17 protein-coding genes and 4 tRNA genes are annotated in these 17,136 nt (G+C 30.4%); 1 reads left to right on the top strand and 20 read right to left on the bottom strand.

Features of this window, described 5'->3' with window-relative positions; all coding sequences use genetic code 11:
- Positions 1–149 precede the first annotated feature (149 nt).
- From FMAG_RS08380 to FMAG_RS08330, 10 genes are all read right to left on the bottom strand, one after another.
- Positions 150–575 carry a hypothetical protein gene (locus FMAG_RS08380; protein ID WP_005885845.1) on the bottom strand — a complete coding sequence of 142 codons (426 nt, stop codon included), beginning with the start codon at positions 573–575 and terminating at the stop codon, positions 150–152.
- A gap of 50 nt (positions 576–625) precedes the next feature.
- Positions 626–4,189, bottom strand: a complete 3,564-nt coding sequence (locus FMAG_RS08375) for an autotransporter family protein (RefSeq protein WP_005885843.1) — start codon at positions 4,187–4,189, stop codon at positions 626–628.
- 274 nt (positions 4,190–4,463) lie between these two features.
- Complete coding sequence (locus tag FMAG_RS08370) at positions 4,464–4,769, bottom strand: MerR family transcriptional regulator (protein WP_005885841.1); 306 nt, start codon at positions 4,767–4,769, stop codon at positions 4,464–4,466.
- 23 nt (positions 4,770–4,792) lie between these two features.
- Positions 4,793–5,011, bottom strand: coding sequence for a hypothetical protein (locus FMAG_RS08365; RefSeq protein ID WP_005885839.1), 219 nt, complete (start codon positions 5,009–5,011; stop codon positions 4,793–4,795).
- A gap of 109 nt (positions 5,012–5,120) precedes the next feature.
- Positions 5,121–5,303 carry a hypothetical protein gene (locus FMAG_RS08360; RefSeq protein WP_005885837.1) on the bottom strand — a complete coding sequence of 61 codons (183 nt, stop codon included), beginning with the start codon at positions 5,301–5,303 and terminating at the stop codon, positions 5,121–5,123.
- A 441-nt stretch (positions 5,304–5,744) separates the two neighbouring features.
- On the bottom strand, positions 5,745–6,119 hold the full coding sequence (locus tag FMAG_RS08355) for a M15 family metallopeptidase domain-containing protein (RefSeq protein ID WP_005885835.1): 375 nt from the start codon (positions 6,117–6,119) through the stop codon (positions 5,745–5,747).
- A gap of 104 nt (positions 6,120–6,223) precedes the next feature.
- A complete protein-coding gene (locus FMAG_RS08350; protein WP_005885833.1) occupies positions 6,224–6,523 on the bottom strand; it encodes a hypothetical protein in 300 nt (99 codons plus the stop codon).
- A gap of 139 nt (positions 6,524–6,662) precedes the next feature.
- On the bottom strand, positions 6,663–7,469 hold the full coding sequence (locus FMAG_RS08345) for an ATP-binding protein (RefSeq protein WP_005885829.1): 807 nt from the start codon (positions 7,467–7,469) through the stop codon (positions 6,663–6,665).
- A 10-nt stretch (positions 7,470–7,479) separates the two neighbouring features.
- Positions 7,480–8,442: a helix-turn-helix domain-containing protein gene (locus FMAG_RS13370; RefSeq protein WP_005885828.1), complete on the bottom strand. Its 963-nt coding sequence runs from the start codon at positions 8,440–8,442 to the stop codon at positions 7,480–7,482.
- Positions 8,443–8,661: 219 nt separating this feature from the next.
- Positions 8,662–10,011 carry an ATP-binding protein gene (locus tag FMAG_RS08330; RefSeq protein ID WP_005885826.1) on the bottom strand — a complete coding sequence of 450 codons (1,350 nt, stop codon included), beginning with the start codon at positions 10,009–10,011 and terminating at the stop codon, positions 8,662–8,664.
- Positions 10,012–10,305: 294 nt separating this feature from the next.
- Here FMAG_RS08330 and FMAG_RS08325 point away from each other — a divergent pair, with 294 nt between their 5' ends.
- Positions 10,306–10,656, top strand: a complete 351-nt coding sequence (locus tag FMAG_RS08325; RefSeq protein WP_005885823.1) for a winged helix-turn-helix transcriptional regulator — start codon at positions 10,306–10,308, stop codon at positions 10,654–10,656.
- Between the two features lie 32 nt (positions 10,657–10,688).
- Here FMAG_RS08325 and FMAG_RS08320 read toward each other — a convergent pair.
- From FMAG_RS08320 to FMAG_RS08275, 10 genes are all read right to left on the bottom strand, one after another.
- A tRNA-Cys gene (locus tag FMAG_RS08320) sits at positions 10,689–10,763 on the bottom strand.
- Positions 10,764–10,782: 19 nt separating this feature from the next.
- Positions 10,783–10,858 (bottom strand) — tRNA-Phe (locus FMAG_RS08315).
- 8 nt (positions 10,859–10,866) lie between these two features.
- Positions 10,867–10,943: transfer RNA gene (locus FMAG_RS08310), tRNA-Asp, on the bottom strand.
- A gap of 5 nt (positions 10,944–10,948) precedes the next feature.
- A tRNA-Val gene (locus tag FMAG_RS08305) sits at positions 10,949–11,024 on the bottom strand.
- Positions 11,025–11,280: 256 nt separating this feature from the next.
- A complete protein-coding gene (locus FMAG_RS08300) occupies positions 11,281–12,192 on the bottom strand; it encodes an ATPase (RefSeq protein ID WP_005885821.1) in 912 nt (303 codons plus the stop codon).
- Positions 12,192–13,226 (bottom strand): rod shape-determining protein, encoded by a 1,035-nt coding sequence (gene mreB / locus FMAG_RS08295; RefSeq protein ID WP_005885819.1) that lies wholly within the window; start codon positions 13,224–13,226, stop codon positions 12,192–12,194. The genes FMAG_RS08300 and mreB overlap by 1 nt, the downstream gene beginning before the upstream one ends.
- Positions 13,216–13,605: a ribonuclease III domain-containing protein gene (locus FMAG_RS08290; RefSeq protein WP_005885817.1), complete on the bottom strand. Its 390-nt coding sequence runs from the start codon at positions 13,603–13,605 to the stop codon at positions 13,216–13,218. Before FMAG_RS08290 ends, mreB begins: the two co-directional genes overlap by 11 nt.
- Entirely contained in the window at positions 13,593–15,011 is a 1,419-nt protein-coding gene (gene cysS, locus FMAG_RS08285; RefSeq protein ID WP_005885816.1) for a cysteine--tRNA ligase, read from the bottom strand. Before cysS ends, FMAG_RS08290 begins: the two co-directional genes overlap by 13 nt.
- 8 nt (positions 15,012–15,019) lie before the next feature.
- Positions 15,020–16,270, bottom strand: a complete 1,251-nt coding sequence (locus tag FMAG_RS08280; protein WP_005885815.1) for a hypothetical protein — start codon at positions 16,268–16,270, stop codon at positions 15,020–15,022.
- Between the two features lie 10 nt (positions 16,271–16,280).
- Positions 16,281–17,111: a nitrilase-related carbon-nitrogen hydrolase gene (locus FMAG_RS08275; RefSeq protein WP_040493990.1), complete on the bottom strand. Its 831-nt coding sequence runs from the start codon at positions 17,109–17,111 to the stop codon at positions 16,281–16,283.
- Positions 17,112–17,136 lie beyond the last annotated feature (25 nt).

Below are 17,136 nucleotides of genomic sequence, written 5' to 3'. Positions count from 1 at the left end.
AGAATATTACCTTATGAATTGTTTTTTGTCAAGACTTTATGTATTATTTTTATATAGTGTACACTAATTGCGTTTTATATTTTCAAAAAAAGGATTCTAATCTCGATGCTTTTTGATAACAACATCTTAGACTAAAATCCTTTTTCTTCTTAATTTTTTGGAAGTAAATTAATTATTTTATTATATTCTTTTTCACTTAACTCTTTTATATTTATTTTATCTATCTTGGTTAAAATATCTGTTCTTTCCTCTTCAGCTACAATTCCTATATAAAGATACTCATTAATCTCTGTATCTAATACCTTAATTATCTCTTTATATTCAGTTTTTGTAGAAAATCTTGAACTTAAAAATGCAAATTTCCCAGTTTTTTCATCTTTAGCAATATATACATTTTCTTCTAATTCTTCTATATTATCATAATATTTCGTTAATCTCTTCTTATCAAATAAACTATATATTGCATATTTCTTTTCCCTCTTTCTTATATATGTTTTTTCCATTCTTACCATTATTACAATACCACTATTTCTCCATATAAAGAAATAGATGATAAGTGTTTTATGGCTTACCATCTATTCCTTATTTTTATGAGTTACATTTTATGAAAAGGCTATTTTATATATTAGAATCTATATGATAATCCTACTTCTGCTCTATTACTATCTCCTTTATCTGTCCAGATAAATTTGTATCTAGCATCTACTCCTACTCCATTTTCATGCTCATAACCAAATCCTACATGAGCTGAAACTTTACTATCTGCTATCTCTTCTTCGTTTACTAATGCTATTTCATTTCCATATAATGTATATCTAGCATCATCAGAATCACTTACACTTAGAAGTGATACCTCTACTCCTGTCTTAAGTGAAAGTTTTCCATTAGCCACAGAGAAATCTTTTACTAAGTCTGCTCCTGCCATTCCTTCTAATACAGTTACATCTCTCTCATCTATTCTAAAGTTTCTATCACTACTTTCTACTGCATCTTGATTGATAAGAGTATATCTAGCTCCTAACATTGGCTCTACTCTTAAAGTTTCACTTATACTATATGGTTTCTTAGCTTTTAATGATAGAGTTATTGCATCAGCATCAGAACTTCCATCAGAGATAATATTATAATTTACTCCACCTACTGTATCATGTGTAGAGAACTTAGCATCTAAATCACTCTTAGTAAATCCAATATTTCCTAGTAATTCTATTCCACCCTCTGTTGTATGTTTTACATAACCACCAATATATGTGTTATCTCCATCTAGTTTTCCACCACCAGTAATATCTATCTCAGTATCTCCTTTTCCAAATACTACTCCATAAGATGTAGTATCGTTTACTCCATACTCTACCATTCCAACAGTTCCTGTAATATCTCCATCATATCCTCTTGATGAACTACCACCATCAAACTCTGTATCAGAGCTTAAATATTTACCAAATGCTAACCATTCTCCAGCTCCAGCTTTTCTACCAAAGCTTTCTACTGTATCCATATACATATCTGTTACATCTTTAGTTACTGCATATCCTGTTGTATAGAAAGCAGAAGCTTGGAAGTCAGTATTTTTAATCATATCTTGGAACTGTCCTCCATCTTGATAGTTTATAGCATTTCTTAGTGCATCATTTTCACTTAGATTTTTAATTACAGTATCATAGATAGCTGCATAATCCCCTAGTCCTAATTCATCTGCTTCTTTTACTCTAATATTAATATGTCCTACTGAATCTTCAGTTACTGTAGAAGCACTTGTATCAAAGATAACTGCTCCTTTAATTTCAGTATCTGCCCCTAGTTTATATTCAGTTTCAAAAGAGTAGCTTGGCTCTAAAGCATTAAAATTATCTCCTACTACAAATTTTATTCCTTCTCCTGCTGATACAGTAAAATCATTTACATCTTTACCTACTCCGTCCATACTAGTTTCTACACCTTTTCCAGCTCCAAGACTATTTACTTCTACGTGTAACTCTCCAGAAATATTTAAATTAACTTTATCTCCAGTAATCTCTGTTTTAGTATTGTCTATATGCCAGTGTCCACCAGTTAAATTTATTTCCTCTACATTATGAACTTTGTAGTTAAAAGTATTTTCTTCATTTTTTACATGAGTAGTTCCTTCATCTGAATGGCTTAAATTTAAAATATCATTAGTTCCATTACCTAAATCTATAACTCCATCATATGCATAGTTTTTAGCAATAGTTAGAGTATCATCATTATTTCCAAGAGTTATATCACCATGTATTCCAGTAATATCATTGATAGTTAAATTTATTTTTTCACTTGAAGAACTTCCATCTATTACAGGAGTTGTAGTTGTTGCTTCTCCTATCACTACATTATCCCCTAAAACTATTTTATTTACATTTTCACTATCTTCAACAGTAAAATCTAAAGTAAGTTTATCTGCTTCTAAAATTTTAAAACTAATATCAGTTTTATTATTAGTTATTCCATAATTAATAACTTCATCTGCAGTAGCATTTCTAAGAGTTACTTCACCATTTATACTTATAGATTGCTCTTTACTTTGAGAAGCTAGATAATTTATACCTCCCTCTCCTTCAACTTTTCCTACTATTTGGCTCTCTCCTATTTGTGTTAAAGTTCCTCCATCTAGTTTAACTGCTGTTACATCATCTCTATTTTCAATATCTGTTACAGCATTTATTGTACTATTAACCAATACTAAATCATTTGAAACATTTAATAAAGTTCCCTTTCCACCATCAGTAAAATATCCTGTTACAACACTATCATTTAATACTAATTCATCTGAACCGTTATAATTATACGCTACATCATCTCCAGTTATAACTGCTGTTAAAACATTTCCAGTTAAGTCTTGAGAAAAATCTATTGTATTATCTTTTGTATAATAAGTTTTATCATTATCTCCACTTATATTTCCAGTTGATGATAATTCTATTACACCATCATTTTTTCCACTAACAAGAGTGTAAGTACTATCTAAAACCACTCCTTTATTTGTACCAGTTCCTAAAGCTCCTTGATTAGCAGTAGTATAGATAACTATTCCATAGTTATCAACTTTACCATTAAATACTGCTCCTGTTGTATTTTTTACTACTCCATAATTGCTCGCTTCTCCTGAAGATATATTAATAGCTGTTCCACCATTATTATTTATTATTCCATAATTATAAACTTTTCCTCCTTTGTCTTTTCCTATATACTGACCAGAAGCATTAGTATTAACATTAATAATTCCATAATTGTATCCTATTCCTGACGTATTAGTAGTTGTATCTTTTGATATAAATTGCCCATATAAGCCAGATAATATTCCATAATTATATCCTGTTCCTATTATACTTTGAGCACTATTGTTATTTGTATTTATAATTACTCCATAATTATAACCTACTCCATTACTTCCTATATTTTGCCCATAATTTCCTTTATTATGTATTAATCCAAAATTATAACCTATTCCATTACTTCCTATGTTTTGTCCTGTATTTCCACTATTGGCTATTATTCCATAATTATATCCTGTTCCTAATATATATTGTCCACTAACTCCATCATTAGCTATTATTCCATAATTATAACCTACTCCATTACTTCCTATACTTTGTCCGCCATCTCCAGTAAAAGTAATCTCTCCCTTATTAACTATAGTGGCTCCCTCTAGTGATTTTTGAGATTTATTTAACTCTCCATCATTTACAAATATATTTCCCTCTCCAGAAATTTCAAAACCTGTATCTTGTTCTACTACTTCTCCGTTATTTTGTAAAGCTAGTCCTTCATTATACCCAACAATTTCATTTCCATCAGCATCTTTTCCTATTACTAGCTCAGTATTTCCATTAATATGTTTATCTAATAAATCTGCTGTATTATTAATATTAGTTAAAACTTTGTTAGAGATATTTGTTTGAGGAACAGTTACTAATACTATACCATCTAACTTTATCTCCCCTGCTTCTGATATTGAAACTCTATCTCCCGTTATTTCTTTTATTTTATTACTACCATCATATCCTTCTGTCCACTCTTTTGCTTTCTCCATACTCCAGTCAAGACTCCCTTCTATAGCTTCAGAAGCAAGCCCCACATTCCCCATAATAGCAAAAGCTGTTACAAAACCTAAAGTTATTCTAACTTTTCTTTTTAAATATCTTTTTAAACTCTTTTCTAATTCCCTTTTCATAATAAACTCCCTCCTTAAGATATAAAAAGTACTTCTTTTAGCAAAAACGAGTTTTTTTATCTATAAAAATTCTCTTAATTTTTATAAATAAAATGGAAAAACTATTGACTTTTATTAATAAAAAGGGTATCTTTAAATTAGAAGATACTTTGTTTTGTAAAATTAGTAGTGCGTTTTTTTGCTAAAAGGCGTACTTAATAAAAAAAGGTAGTCAGTCCGTCAAAACTTTAACTACCTTTTCCATTGGCTATCCTAAGATATTTGGATAGCTTTTCTAATTATCTAACCCTTCTAAAAGTAATATCAAACTCTCTGTCAGTATCAAATATTTATTCCCAACCTTTTTAGCAAAAATCTCTTTAGAATTTATTTTCTCATATATTGTTGACACATACTTTGTTAAATATGCAGCTGCTTTTTTAGGGCTAGTCCATACCCCTAAATCTCTTACCATAGCTCTAGCTAATTTTTTATCTACCTTTGAGAGTCTAGATAGTTTATAGAAAATATACTCCTCATGATTCATTCCTACTGTTATTTTTCCTGTTTTTCTTCCACTTCTTTTATTTTTATTATCCATAGTTCTAAACCCCTCCTATTATTTTATCTCATCAACTTTTCTTCAATTCTTGTTATTCTTTCTTCTATTCTTCTAAGTCCTTCTACAAGATTTTTTCTATTTTCCTTCTCTATTCTTTCTAAAAGTTTTTTCTCCCTCTCCCAGATCTCCTTGTCTATCTTTCTATCTAGCAGAGAAAGTATAAATTTGTGATAACCTATAAATATTGCTAAAACTCCACTAATTATTTTTATATACTCCATATTTACCCCCATTCATTTGCTCTTTTTCCTATCCACATCATATACTTTATATAGCTATGCTTTTTCATTTTAAACCTCCTTTTTTTATTCACTCTGTTACTTTATTTTTCTATACCTCCTTTTCTACTTCTTCAAATACTGCTTGATAGATTCTGTCATCTAGCTTACTATCTGTTCTTTTTACTAGTTCCTCTAGTAATAGTATCACTATCCTTTCTATTACTCTTGTTGCAAACCATTTACAGATAAAATACTTTACAAATTTGATTACCATATCCAATACTTTTCCCATTCTCTCCCTCCTCTCCTTTTTGACTTTCTATTGACTTTATGCTATAATCTAATTACTTAATAGAGCTACATAAGTCAATCTTTGATTGACACTCTGTTGGGGACTTATAAATGGTATTATTAAGCTTAGAATATTAGCCCTAATTTTTATTGGGGCTTTTATTCTGCCCTTAAGCAAGGTAGAATACCATTTATAAGGAGGTACACTATATGTACATCACAATCAACATCAACTCTATTGAAGGTGGAACTTTCATTGTTCTACTTATCATTGTTTGGTGGTGGTATAAGAACAGATAGTGTTCCTCAAACCCTTCGGGGTCTTTTTATTTTTTGTGCTACCTTAACTCTATATGAGGATTATCCCAGCCCCAATTCCAATAATCAAGGAGTTCTTATAGAACGACTATGATTATTGAGACACAGAAGTTTATCTTCTGTGCTACCTTAATTCTATATGTGGGTTGTCCCAACCCCAGTCATATCCAAACCTCAATTTTAATCCCAACATCTTTCCAGCCTTTTTAAAGCTCTCTATTAAAATATACCATCTGCCATCTGTTAAACTATCATCACTCTCCCAGCCCACATAATACACATCTATTGCTTTTCCATCTTGATGTTTACTTCTATTTACTACCCCATCACATTTACTTTTTCCCTGCTTATAGTACTCTTTTTGTTTTTTCTCACTTCTTACCCCCTCATTTACAAAAAAATCCACTGGAGATATTGCCAAAGCATATCCTACCAACAGTACTAACCTACTATCTACTCCCTCTAATTTTTTCTTACTCCTTACACTTGCCTTATTCATATATCCTCCTACATAACAAAAGGGAGAAATTCCCTAAGTGAGTTTTGCTCTACACTTCAAGTAATTTCTCCCTACCTTACCTCATTAAATAACTCTTATAACTTCTAAACTCCTTCAGGATGCTCTGATATATAAGTTTCCAATGCCACTAATATCTCCTTGTTCTCTGCTATTGTTGCCAATGAGCTTTGATATCCTTTTAGCTCTTTTTCTGCTGCTGCTTGCCATTCCTCATATGATTCGTATGGACTTTCCTCTGCCATAGGTTCTGAGGCTTCTTTCAACTCTGCTATATGTTCTATCACTGCTGTCATATCAAATATATTTGACTCTATTGCCTTCTCCCTTTTTATAGAATTTTTTAGACTCTCAATCTCCTTTTGAACTGTTGTTACTACTGACATACTACATTCCTCCTTTAATTTTTTAATTTTGACTTTTTAGATTTATTAGGTAATCATGATTCCTACACATATGGTAACATTTTTCTTTTCTCAATACCAGTATCTAAGACTTATTACAACTTACTACCACTTACTCTATTTATTCTTTTAAAAGCTCATAAAATCTTTGTTTATTAACTTTTCTACGACTTTTTCCTTCCACTTTTATAGGGTAACACATCTCAACTATTCTATCCCTTATTCTATTCTTTCCTTTTGCAGAAAATCTTCTAGCTATCTCACATCTATCCTCATCTTCATCAAATTCCAAATTAGTAGAGATAATTAAAGGTTTTCCACATCTATATCTACTATCTATGAGATTATATATTTTCTCTGCTCTCCAACTTGCATTTTTATCCTCAAGAGATTTTTCTACTCCAAAATCATCTATTATCAATAAATCACAATTTTCTACAATTTTTAGCAACTCCATCTCCCCTTGTCCCCACTCTTTAGTGAGCTTGAGTAAATATAATCCCAGATTTATTACAAATACACTCTTTCCTCTACTCATTAGATAATTAGCTATACAGGCAGTAGCAAATGTTTTCCCTACTCCTACTCCTCCATAAAATATTATCCCTATATCCATTTTCTTTTCCATAAAACTTTTAGCATAACGAAGAGCTACCTTCATATATTTTTCACTCATATCAGCTATTTCAAAGGTACTTTTTAAAAATTTACTATCCACTACAGAGATATCCCTATATTTTTTAACACGATTTTTTATAGATTCAGCTTGTTGTTTTCTTATCTCTTCTTCTCTTTCTCTCTCTTTTATTTTTTCCAAACAATCACAACTAGGAATATACTCTATATGCTTTCTAATAAATTCTGGCAGATACTCAATCCCTTCACTCTCATTTTTTACATACTCTTTTCCGCAGTATTGACACTTCATACTCTCCCTCCTAATTTCTATCAAATAATTCTTCACTACTAAATAGTTCAGGAATATCATCTCTATTATCAGGATTACTATTTAAAAACTCTTCTAACTCTCTATCTCTTTTCTTCTCATTCTCACCCTCTTTCTTTTCACACTTCTTTTCCCTCTCAAAATACACTCTACTATCCCTATTTTTAAAACTTCCATTGAGAGCTTTTTTCAAATTCTCCAGTTTAAAAATTGTATTAACACTCATATTATTTTTTACAAACTCTGATTCTCCCATTATCTCCAATGCTTTAAAAACTCCACTTGCTCCCAATTCTCCATAGGCTTTTAAAATTATATGGTTATCTGGGGGAAATTCAAAACTAGGTAATCCAACTTGATTATACTTTTCTAAAATCTCTCTTATCACAGGAAATTTTTCACTCTCTTTTTGTGAGTGTGTGTGTAATATATAATCTTCTTGTACTAATCTACTTGTATTAATCTTCTCCAGCTTTTTATTGGTACCCTCTATAATATCTTTTTGAGAGTCTCCTAAATTTTTTTGTGCTATTTCCTCTAATTTTTCTTTACACTCCTCTTTTTCCTCACTCTTCTCATCTTTCAAAATTCTATCTTCCTCGTACTCTTTTACACTTTCACTAACAATTTTTTCTTGTATTGTCTCTATTTCTTTTTTTATCTCCTTTCTCTTTACAACATATATTCTTCTCTCCTGTCTCTTCTGTCCCTCTATCTCTCTTATCACATACTTTACCTTGAGGTACCCACACTTAATAAGATTATTTATCCAAATACTTATAGAGTTTTTATGTACTCCATATAACTTTGAAAAATATTGATTTGTTGCATAGCAATACCCTTTAATATTTATCAGAGCTGTTATCTCTGCATACAAAATTTTCTCTGAAGGTTTAAGCCTCTCATCATATCTCACACTTGCTGGTATCACTGCAAAATAACTTGGTCTTTCCATAATAATTAATCCCCCTATAATTTTTTTATTACTGTATATATACATTATCATTTTTATTTCTACAATTCCACTAGCTAAAACTTACTACTGCTCACTACCACTCACTTCCAATTTTTACAAAAAATAAAAAAGAGTAGCCTTTCAAATCTATTTTTGAAATCTACTCTCTTTTAATTTATAAGATTTTTTTTAGACTATTCTTCTCTATTACATCTAATTTTATAGAAATATTCCCATATATATTGGCAAATGAATAACTCCATCTTTTACCATTAAATCTTTTTGGTATAGAATATATGAGTTATTTATTCTTTCACTATATTTCTTTCTAAATTTATCAAGAGAAGAGTGTTGTCTGTAAGTAGAGGATTTGACCTCTATCACTGCTAGTTTTTTTATATTTTTCTTATCTTTTATAAGAAAATCCAGCTCCATATTATTTTCTTTATTTTCTTTATCATACCTTGAATAAAAAAATAGTTTATGCCCATTTGTTCTTAATATTTGAGCTACAATATTCTCCATAATCATTCCTTCATTTATATTCAATTTATTAAAGAGAATCGCTTTATAAATCTCATTATCAGTATAACTTCCATCCATAAAAGTTTGAGTAACAAGAAGTCCTGTATCCATTAAGTAACATTTCCTAGTTGAATAATCACTATTCAGATTAAGTCCTACATTTGGATCAGTTGAATTATAGCAAGGATTAACAATCATAGCATCATTTAACCACATGAAAGAATCCTCATACTCTCTATATCTAGCCTCTTTTGATATAGAACTCAACTTATATTTCTTCTCTTTTTTAGATAGCTGACTTTGAATCTCATCAAAAATAGATATTACTTTATTCTCATATCCTTTAGCAAATTTACTAATATCATTTCTATATAAAGTTAAAATATCTCTTTTTATCTCGTCAACATTAGCAAAATCTTTTGTAGCAATATATTCATTTACAGCTTGCGGCATTCCACCAACTAAAATATACTGTCTAAAATCATTCATTACTTTTCTATGTAGTGCTTGCCCTAGCGGCTTTTTCTCATCAAAACACATCTTTAAAAATGGAATGGTTGTAGTATCTCCTAATGCCCATAAAAACTCTTCAAAATCAAGTGGATACATTTGAATATGTTTCTCTTCTGATGGAAGTATTATATTTTCTGTATTTCTTTTAAGTGACAATAAAGATCCTGTTTCTATATAATCATATCTACCATCTTTCACTAAATATTTTATCAATTGCCTTGCTTTAGGAAACTGTTGAACTTCATCAAATACAATTAAACTTTCTCTTCTAAAAAGTTGTACTCCATAAAAAGCTGACAATTTTATAAAAAATAGATCTAGATTACTACTTTCATTTTCAAATAAATCAACTATTTCTCTTGAAATATTTCCAAAATCAATAATTAGATAGCTCTTATACTCATTTTTTCCAAACTCTTCACAAAGATAGCTCTTTCCTATTCTTCTTGCCCCATCTATTAGTAATGCTGACTTTCCTTGAGATTTTTCTTTCCATTCAAGTAGAGAATTATATAATTTTCTCTTAAGCATGTTATCACCTCAAAATATAACAATCACGTTTTCTTATATTTTATTATATCATTTTTTCACGTTTTCTTATATATTTTTCCAAACTTTTTTCACGTTTTCTTATTTATATAACTGATTAACTAATAAAAAAGAGTAGAAAATATTGTAAATTCTTAAGTTACAATAACTCTCCACTCTTTATCTTTAAGTATTTTTATATTAACTTTCTATTATTTTATACTTTTCCAAACTTCTTTTAAATTAAGAAAATTTTATTGTATAATATCAATAATAAAATTAATCTAGGAGATATTTATGGAAAAAATAAAATTAAGTTGTGAAATGGATTTTACTCTAAAATTGATAGGTGGAAAATATAAACTTTTAATACTATATTTTTTATTAGAAGATGAGAAGAAAAGATTTAATGAACTTTTATCTGCTATAGGTAGCATTTCTAAAAAAACTCTTACTAATCAGTTAAGAGAGTTAGAAAATGATGGTTTAATTCAAAGAAAAATATATCCAGAAGTGCCACCTAAAGTAGAATACTCTCTTACAGAAAAAGGAAAATCTCTATCTGATATTTTAAACCTTTTATGTGAGTGGGGAGAAAAGAATTTAGATAGAGATATTTATGAAATTACTAATCCTCAATGTAAATAAAAAAACAACTCTTTTGAGTTGTTATTTACATATGGAGGCGACGACCAGATTTGAACTGGTGAATGGAGATTTTGCAGACCTCTGCCTTACCGCTTGGCGACGTCGCCATATTTAGTTGTTAGTCAGTGGTGCCCAAAGGCGGAATCGAACCACCGACACGGGGATTTTCAGTCCCCTGCTCTACCGACTGAGCTATCTGGGCAAGAATAATGGCGGGAGTGACGAGGGTCGAACTCGCGACCTCATGCGTGACAGGCATGCGCTCTAACCAACTGAGCTACACCCCCAATAATGGTGGTCTCAACAGGACTTGAACCTGTGACCCCCTGCTTGTAAGGCAGGTGCTCTCCCAACTGAGCTATGAGACCATATTTCTTTACTGTGCTTAGATATAATACCTTATTTTACACAATAAATCAATTAAGAATATTTTAGATTATAATAATTTATTTTAAAATAGCTTAATTTATATTAATATATTATTTTTTTCTTAAATTTTCTTTCTAAGTATTAATTTGAAAAATTTATTAGGGATATAAAAGGGGCTGTTACAATTTAAGAATTTGCAACAGCCCTTTCTACTTTAATTATAATTTATTAAACTACAATAGCCTCTTTTCTAATTTATAACTCTAAAAATAGATTGATAAAAAATACCTTCATATTTATAGGAAATCTAAGCATACTCTTCATAGTAAGTCTCTCCTCTAAACCATTTAAATAACCCATTATATCAACTATATAACTTACTATCTCCCTATAGATATTTCTATCTGAAGTTGCTCTAACTATCTCTTCAGCAAAAAATATCTTCTCATGTAACTTTAAATACTCCCTATTATTTATAAAATCTCTAAGAGCTTTATATATATTTATCTTATACTCTAACTCTTTGGTTTCTTCATATCCCTTAATAGCTTTTCCTATCTCCTGATATGAATATCCACTCTCTAAATCTATATCCAATAGTTTATATTTTTCTATATCCTCGCTATTTCCTCTAAAAAAAGTATAGGTATAATTATCTACTTCAAGCTCTTCAGCTGTCCTTTTCTTCACTTTCACTAAAATACTTCTAGACTTTATAGTAGGTAGAATATTTAGATTTGTATTTAAAAGAATAAAAAAGCTTCCCTTATTAGGCTCCTCTATAAGCTTTAAAAGTGCATTACTAGCTTCCTTTTTCATCTTACTTATATCTTTAATTATAAATATTTTCCTATTTCCCTCATAGGAACTTGAAGATGATTTATAAGCTAATTCTCTTATCTCATCAACTTTTAATCCATCAGGATTATCTAGTATCTCTAAATCACTATAAAGCATCTTATCTATCCTCTTACAGATATTACACTCCCCACAAAAATCTCCCTCTAAAGTTTCACAGCACAATCCTTTAGCAAAATGTAGAGCAAACTCCATAAGCAAGCTCATATCACTCCCATAGAAGAGATAAGTTCCAGAGTCTTTTTTTAGTTTTAATTCATTTCTAAAAAACTCCTTTACCTCTTCATTGGAAATTATATCTCTTATCATTATCTCTCTGCCTTCTCTATCTGTCTTAAAACATTAAGTTGGTCAAGAGCAAGTCCAGCTCCTCTAACTACACTTTCTAATGGATTTTCTGCTAATCTAACAGTTAGATTTGTATGTTTTGCTACTAACTCTGGGAAGTTTCTAATAAGTGAACCTCCACCTGCCATTATCATACCTTTATCAATTATATCTGAAGCTAGTTCTGGTGGAGTTTGTTCTAATACATATTTTACACACTCTACTATCTCCATTAAAGAGTCATGTATAGCCTCTCTTACCTCTTCAGAAGTTATCTCTACAGTTTTAGGAAGCCCCATTATTAAGTCTCTTCCTTTTATTGTCATAACCTCTTCCTCTTCTAATGGTAATGCTGTTCCTATTTTTATTTTTACCTCTTCAGCTGTCTTATCTCCTATCAATAGATTATGAGTTTTCTTTACATATTTGATAATATCAGCATCAAAGTTATTTCCAGCTGTTCTAATAGTTTTACTTACAACTGTTCCACCAAGTGAAATTACAGCTACGTCAGTAGAACCTCCACCAATATCTATTATCATATTTCCCTCTGGAACTGAGATATCCATACCAGAACCTAAAGCTGCTGCTCTAGCCTCTTCTATTAGATAGGCTCTCTTTGCTCCTGCTGATATAGCAGCCTCAAGTACAGCTCTCTTCTCTACCCCTGTTACATCTATAGGTACACATATCATTATCTCAGGCATAAAGAAGCTATACGAACCAAAAACCTTTTTAATAAAGTATTTTATCATAGCCTCTGTTACATCATAGTCAGCTATAACTCCTTCACTAAGAGGTTTTACTGCCACTATTGTATCTGGAGTTTTTCCTAACATCTCTTTGGCTTCATTTCCTACTGCTAAGATTTTTCTACTCTCTCTCTCTACTGCTACCACTGATGGTTCATTTAAAACTATTCTTCTATGTTTTTTACTATATACTAGGGTATTTGCAGTCCCTAAATCTATTCCTAAGCTTCTATTAAAACCAATATTTGGGAATTTAAACTTCATCTTTTTTCTCCTCCACACATAATTTTACTGCTAATTCTATTAAATCATCTCTACCCTCTATATAGAATCCAGCTATCAAAGCTTCAAAAGCTGTTGCTTCTCTATACTCCTGTACACTACAAGATTTTGGAAAAGTCTTTATATTTCCATTCTTTGACCTATTCCCCAACATTTGAAATTTCTCCTCTAGTTTTGGAAAAATCTCTCTATATAACTCACTCTGTCTTTTAGCATTTACACAATCTTTTACTTTTCTATTTAAGTTTCGTAAATTTAACCCCTTAGATATCCAATACTTTCTAATATTTAATTCCCATATTGAATCTCCTAGATAAGCTAATACCACTCCACTAGTCTCTCTTAAATCTACATTGTCCATGTAGTCTTATCCTTTCCATCTTTTATTTTTATTCCCATTTCAGCTAGTCTATCTCTTATCTTATCTGACATAGCCCAGTTCTTTTCATTTCTTGCCTCTCTTCTAAGTTCAAGTATAAACTCTATAAGTTCAGAAGTCATATTGCCTACAACTGTTTCAAGCTTTAATTTTACTCCTAAAGCCTCTTCCATAACATTTATAATATACTCAACAGTCTCTTTTACTACCTCTGCTCCCTCTGCATTAATAGGAGTATCCACAGCTTTATTTAGCTCTTTTACAAGTTCAAATATAGCTCCAAGTCCCATTGAAGTATTGAAGTCCTCATCCATAGCAGCTATAAATTTCTCTTTTGCTACAGCTAATTGCTCTTTTAATTCCATACAAGAGCTTCCATCAGCTTTTACATCTATTACTGCTTCTTTTCCTCTCATTAGAGCATTCTCTATTCTTTCAAGAGAAGTTTTAGCTTGAGTAAGTTCTGCATCTGAAAAATCTATTGGCTTTCTATAGTGAGAGCTAAGCACAAACAGTCTTACAACTCTACCATCGTAGTGCTCTAATACATCTCTAAGTAGGAAGAAATTTCCAAGAGATTTAGACATTTTTTCTCCATTTACATTGATATATCCATTGTGCATCCAATATCTTGCATAATCTCCACCACAACCACATTTAGATTGTGCTATCTCATTTTCATGATGTGGGAATATTAAGTCTTGTCCTCCCCCATGAATATCAAATGTATCTCCTAAATATTTATGAGACATAGCTGAACACTCTATATGCCAACCTGGTCTACCTTGTCCCCAAGGAGAGTTCCAGCTTGGTTCTCCCTCTTTAGCCTTTTTCCATAGAGCAAAATCTAGCGGAGATTTTTTTATTTCACTTATCTCTATTCTTGCCCCACTTCTTAAATCTTCAAGATTTTGATGAGATAACCCTAAATACTCATCTTTGTATGATTCTACATCAAAGTATACATCTCCTTGAGATTCATAGGCATGTCCTTTTTCTATTAGAGATTTTATTAATTTTATCATTCCACCTATATGCTCAGTAGCCTTAGGTCTAATCATACCCTCTTCTTTTAAGTTTACCTTAGCTGTATCTTCAAAGTAAGCTTTAATATATTTAGCAGCTACCTCTTCACAACTTATTCCCTCTTCATTTGCCCTTTTAATTATTTTATCATCTACATCTGTAAAGTTTGAAACATAAGTTACCTTATATCCTCTAAACTCAAAATATCTTCTTACAGTATCAAAAAATATTGCTGGTCTAGCATTTCCTATATGTATATAGTTATACACAGTAGGACCACAGACATACATTGATACCTCTCCCTCTTTTACAGGTTTAAATTCCTCCAATTTCCTAGTTAAAGTATTATATATCTTTATCATATGCCCTCCTAATACTCTCTTGTTATCTCTTTTAAAACTTCCACTGGAATTGTAACTTTCATATTTACCTTTTTATTTTCTCCCTGAATTTTAGCTTCAATTCCCTCAAATCCCATTACCTTTGGAGAATCTATCTCTCCATAGATAAATGTATCTTTGCTTATATTAAAAGAATTTTTATTTTCTTCGAAATTACTCTCTCCTATTCTAATAATTCCATCTTTCTCTTCAAATTTATTTCCAAGGTAGAAAGATGTATTTTCATTAGTTAACATAGTTAAAACTCTTCTTATCTCTGGAGCTTCATCTTTTATTTTAACCATAAATGATTGCTCATCTAATTTATATAGTACCTCTCCATCTATCTCTTTTAAAATCTCTTCAATATCTATTCCTAAAATATTTTTCCATAGAGAAAATATAGCTTTACTATCCATATCTGCTCCTATTACTAAAGGATAAAAAATAACTCTATCTAATTTAGAAAAATCATCTACTGATACATAGATATCATTTTTATCAAGGTACTTTATTAGCTCTCTGTTTCCTTTACTATTTTTAAATATTTCACTCTCTTTATCATCTATGATTATCTCACTCTCAGATATCATCTTATTATTTTCAATGGTACTACTATTTATTATTAGATTTACTCCATAGAAATCTGTTCCACTATTATTATATATAAAAGTTCCTAGAAGATTATCTCTTTTTATATCAATAGCATCCTCTATCTCCTTATTATATAAATATTTTCCATCTTTTGCTATAAAATCTTTAAGATTTTTTTCACCAAATGAGAATATAAATAATCCCTTGTAGTTTTTTAAATATAAATCTCCTTGTACATTACCAAGATATTTTTCTTTATACTCATTTTTTAAAACATAGATATCATCTTTTAACTCAAAATATTTTCCTAAATTTTTTAAAATTAAAAAATACCAATATCCAGTATCTACAACACCAGTGAAAGTTTTTTCACTTATATCATAGAACTCCTTATCTGAAAATATATAAAATTTAGAGATATATTTTAAATTTTCCATTTCAGAACTTAATTCCTTTTTCTCCTCTTCATCTTCTATCAAGGATAACAAAGGGGTAAAGTTTTTTGTATTTATTCCCTCATTAGCATATATTATTCTAGTATCTTTAGTTATAAAATCTCTAGGAGATGCCTTGTATACTACTTTATACCCCAAAAATATTCCTAAAATTAGTACTACAACTGCTATAAATCCTATTATCTTTTTCATAAACTATCACCTATTGGAATCTTTTATTTTCTATTCTCTCTATCTCTTTTTTTGTAAGATTTAAATTTTCTGTCTTAAACATTGGAGCTTTAAACCTAGCTCTTCTTATCTCTTCCTCTCTTAACTCACAAGTGAAAGAATCCTCTTTTAAATACTCTCCCTCTGCTACTATCTCTCCATTTGGTGCCACTACAAATGAGTTTCCAAAGAAAGCTATTCCATCTTCAACTCCAACTCTATTTACTGCTACAGAGTATACTCCATTAAGTAGAGAGTTAGTTTTAATTATTGTTTTCCACCCTTCAGATAACTCCTCTTTTCTCTTTCCAACTACTGCAGGAGAATTGAATAGTATAAAAACATATTTTGCTCCATCTTGAGCTAAGATATATTGAGTTGATTGATGCCACACATCTTCACAGATTAATATTCCTAATCTTCCAAATTTTGTATCAAAGGCTCTTACCTTATCTCCTGCCATAAAGTTTCTACCCTCTTGATATGCTCCATAAGTAGGAAGATATACTTTTCTATGCTTATGTACTACTTTTCCATCTTCTAAATAGTAAGCTGTGTTGTATGGATATTCCTCTTCTCCTAACTCCACTGCTCCAAATATTATACCTATTTCCTTGCTCTTTTCTAGTAATACACTTGGTACCTCTTTTATAGCTACATCAAAAACTATATCCTCCAATGAGTATCCTGTAAGTGATAGCTCTGGAAATACTACTATATCATTTTTTTCTGCTATGGCTTTATCAATTACTTCTAGCATCATATTTAAATTTTTCTCTACATTTCCTAGTGTTGGTTTTATCTGTCCTATATATACTTTCATGTTCACTCCTTCTTTCTTGTAATTA

The sequence above is a fragment of the Fusobacterium mortiferum ATCC 9817 genome (assembly GCF_000158195.2).
In the GTDB taxonomy this organism is placed as follows: Bacteria; Fusobacteriota; Fusobacteriia; order Fusobacteriales; family Fusobacteriaceae; genus Fusobacterium_A; species Fusobacterium_A mortiferum.
This window is presented reverse-complemented; position numbering and strand designations above follow the sequence as displayed.

Bases quoted from the DNA above. Each gene is read 5' to 3' on its own strand.
- FMAG_RS08325 (WP_005885823.1), top strand. From the start codon at position 10,306: ATGGAAAAAATAAAATTAAGTTGTGAAATGGATTTTACTCTAAAATTG.
- FMAG_RS08380 (WP_005885845.1), bottom strand. From the start codon at position 575: ATGGTAAGCCATAAAACACTTATCATCTATTTCTTTATATGGAGAAAT.
- FMAG_RS08300 (WP_005885821.1), bottom strand. From the start codon at position 12,192: ATGATAAGAGATATAATTTCCAATGAAGAGGTAAAGGAGTTTTTTAGA.
- FMAG_RS08330 (WP_005885826.1), bottom strand. From the start codon at position 10,011: ATGCTTAAGAGAAAATTATATAATTCTCTACTTGAATGGAAAGAAAAA.
- mreB (WP_005885819.1), bottom strand. From the start codon at position 13,226: ATGAAGTTTAAATTCCCAAATATTGGTTTTAATAGAAGCTTAGGAATA.
- FMAG_RS08280 (WP_005885815.1), bottom strand. From the start codon at position 16,270: ATGAAAAAGATAATAGGATTTATAGCAGTTGTAGTACTAATTTTAGGA.
- FMAG_RS08360 (WP_005885837.1), bottom strand. From the start codon at position 5,303: ATGGGAAAAGTATTGGATATGGTAATCAAATTTGTAAAGTATTTTATC.
- FMAG_RS08355 (WP_005885835.1), bottom strand. From the start codon at position 6,119: ATGAATAAGGCAAGTGTAAGGAGTAAGAAAAAATTAGAGGGAGTAGAT.
- FMAG_RS08370 (WP_005885841.1), bottom strand. From the start codon at position 4,769: ATGGATAATAAAAATAAAAGAAGTGGAAGAAAAACAGGAAAAATAACA.
- cysS (WP_005885816.1), bottom strand. From the start codon at position 15,011: ATGATAAAGATATATAATACTTTAACTAGGAAATTGGAGGAATTTAAA.
- FMAG_RS13370 (WP_005885828.1), bottom strand. From the start codon at position 8,442: ATGGAAAGACCAAGTTATTTTGCAGTGATACCAGCAAGTGTGAGATAT.
- FMAG_RS08275 (WP_040493990.1), bottom strand. From the start codon at position 17,111: ATGAAAGTATATATAGGACAGATAAAACCAACACTAGGAAATGTAGAG.
- FMAG_RS08290 (WP_005885817.1), bottom strand. From the start codon at position 13,605: ATGGACAATGTAGATTTAAGAGAGACTAGTGGAGTGGTATTAGCTTAT.
- FMAG_RS08345 (WP_005885829.1), bottom strand. From the start codon at position 7,469: ATGAAGTGTCAATACTGCGGAAAAGAGTATGTAAAAAATGAGAGTGAA.
- FMAG_RS08375 (WP_005885843.1), bottom strand. From the start codon at position 4,189: ATGAAAAGGGAATTAGAAAAGAGTTTAAAAAGATATTTAAAAAGAAAA.
- FMAG_RS08365 (WP_005885839.1), bottom strand. From the start codon at position 5,011: ATGGAGTATATAAAAATAATTAGTGGAGTTTTAGCAATATTTATAGGT.
- FMAG_RS08350 (WP_005885833.1), bottom strand. From the start codon at position 6,523: ATGTCAGTAGTAACAACAGTTCAAAAGGAGATTGAGAGTCTAAAAAAT.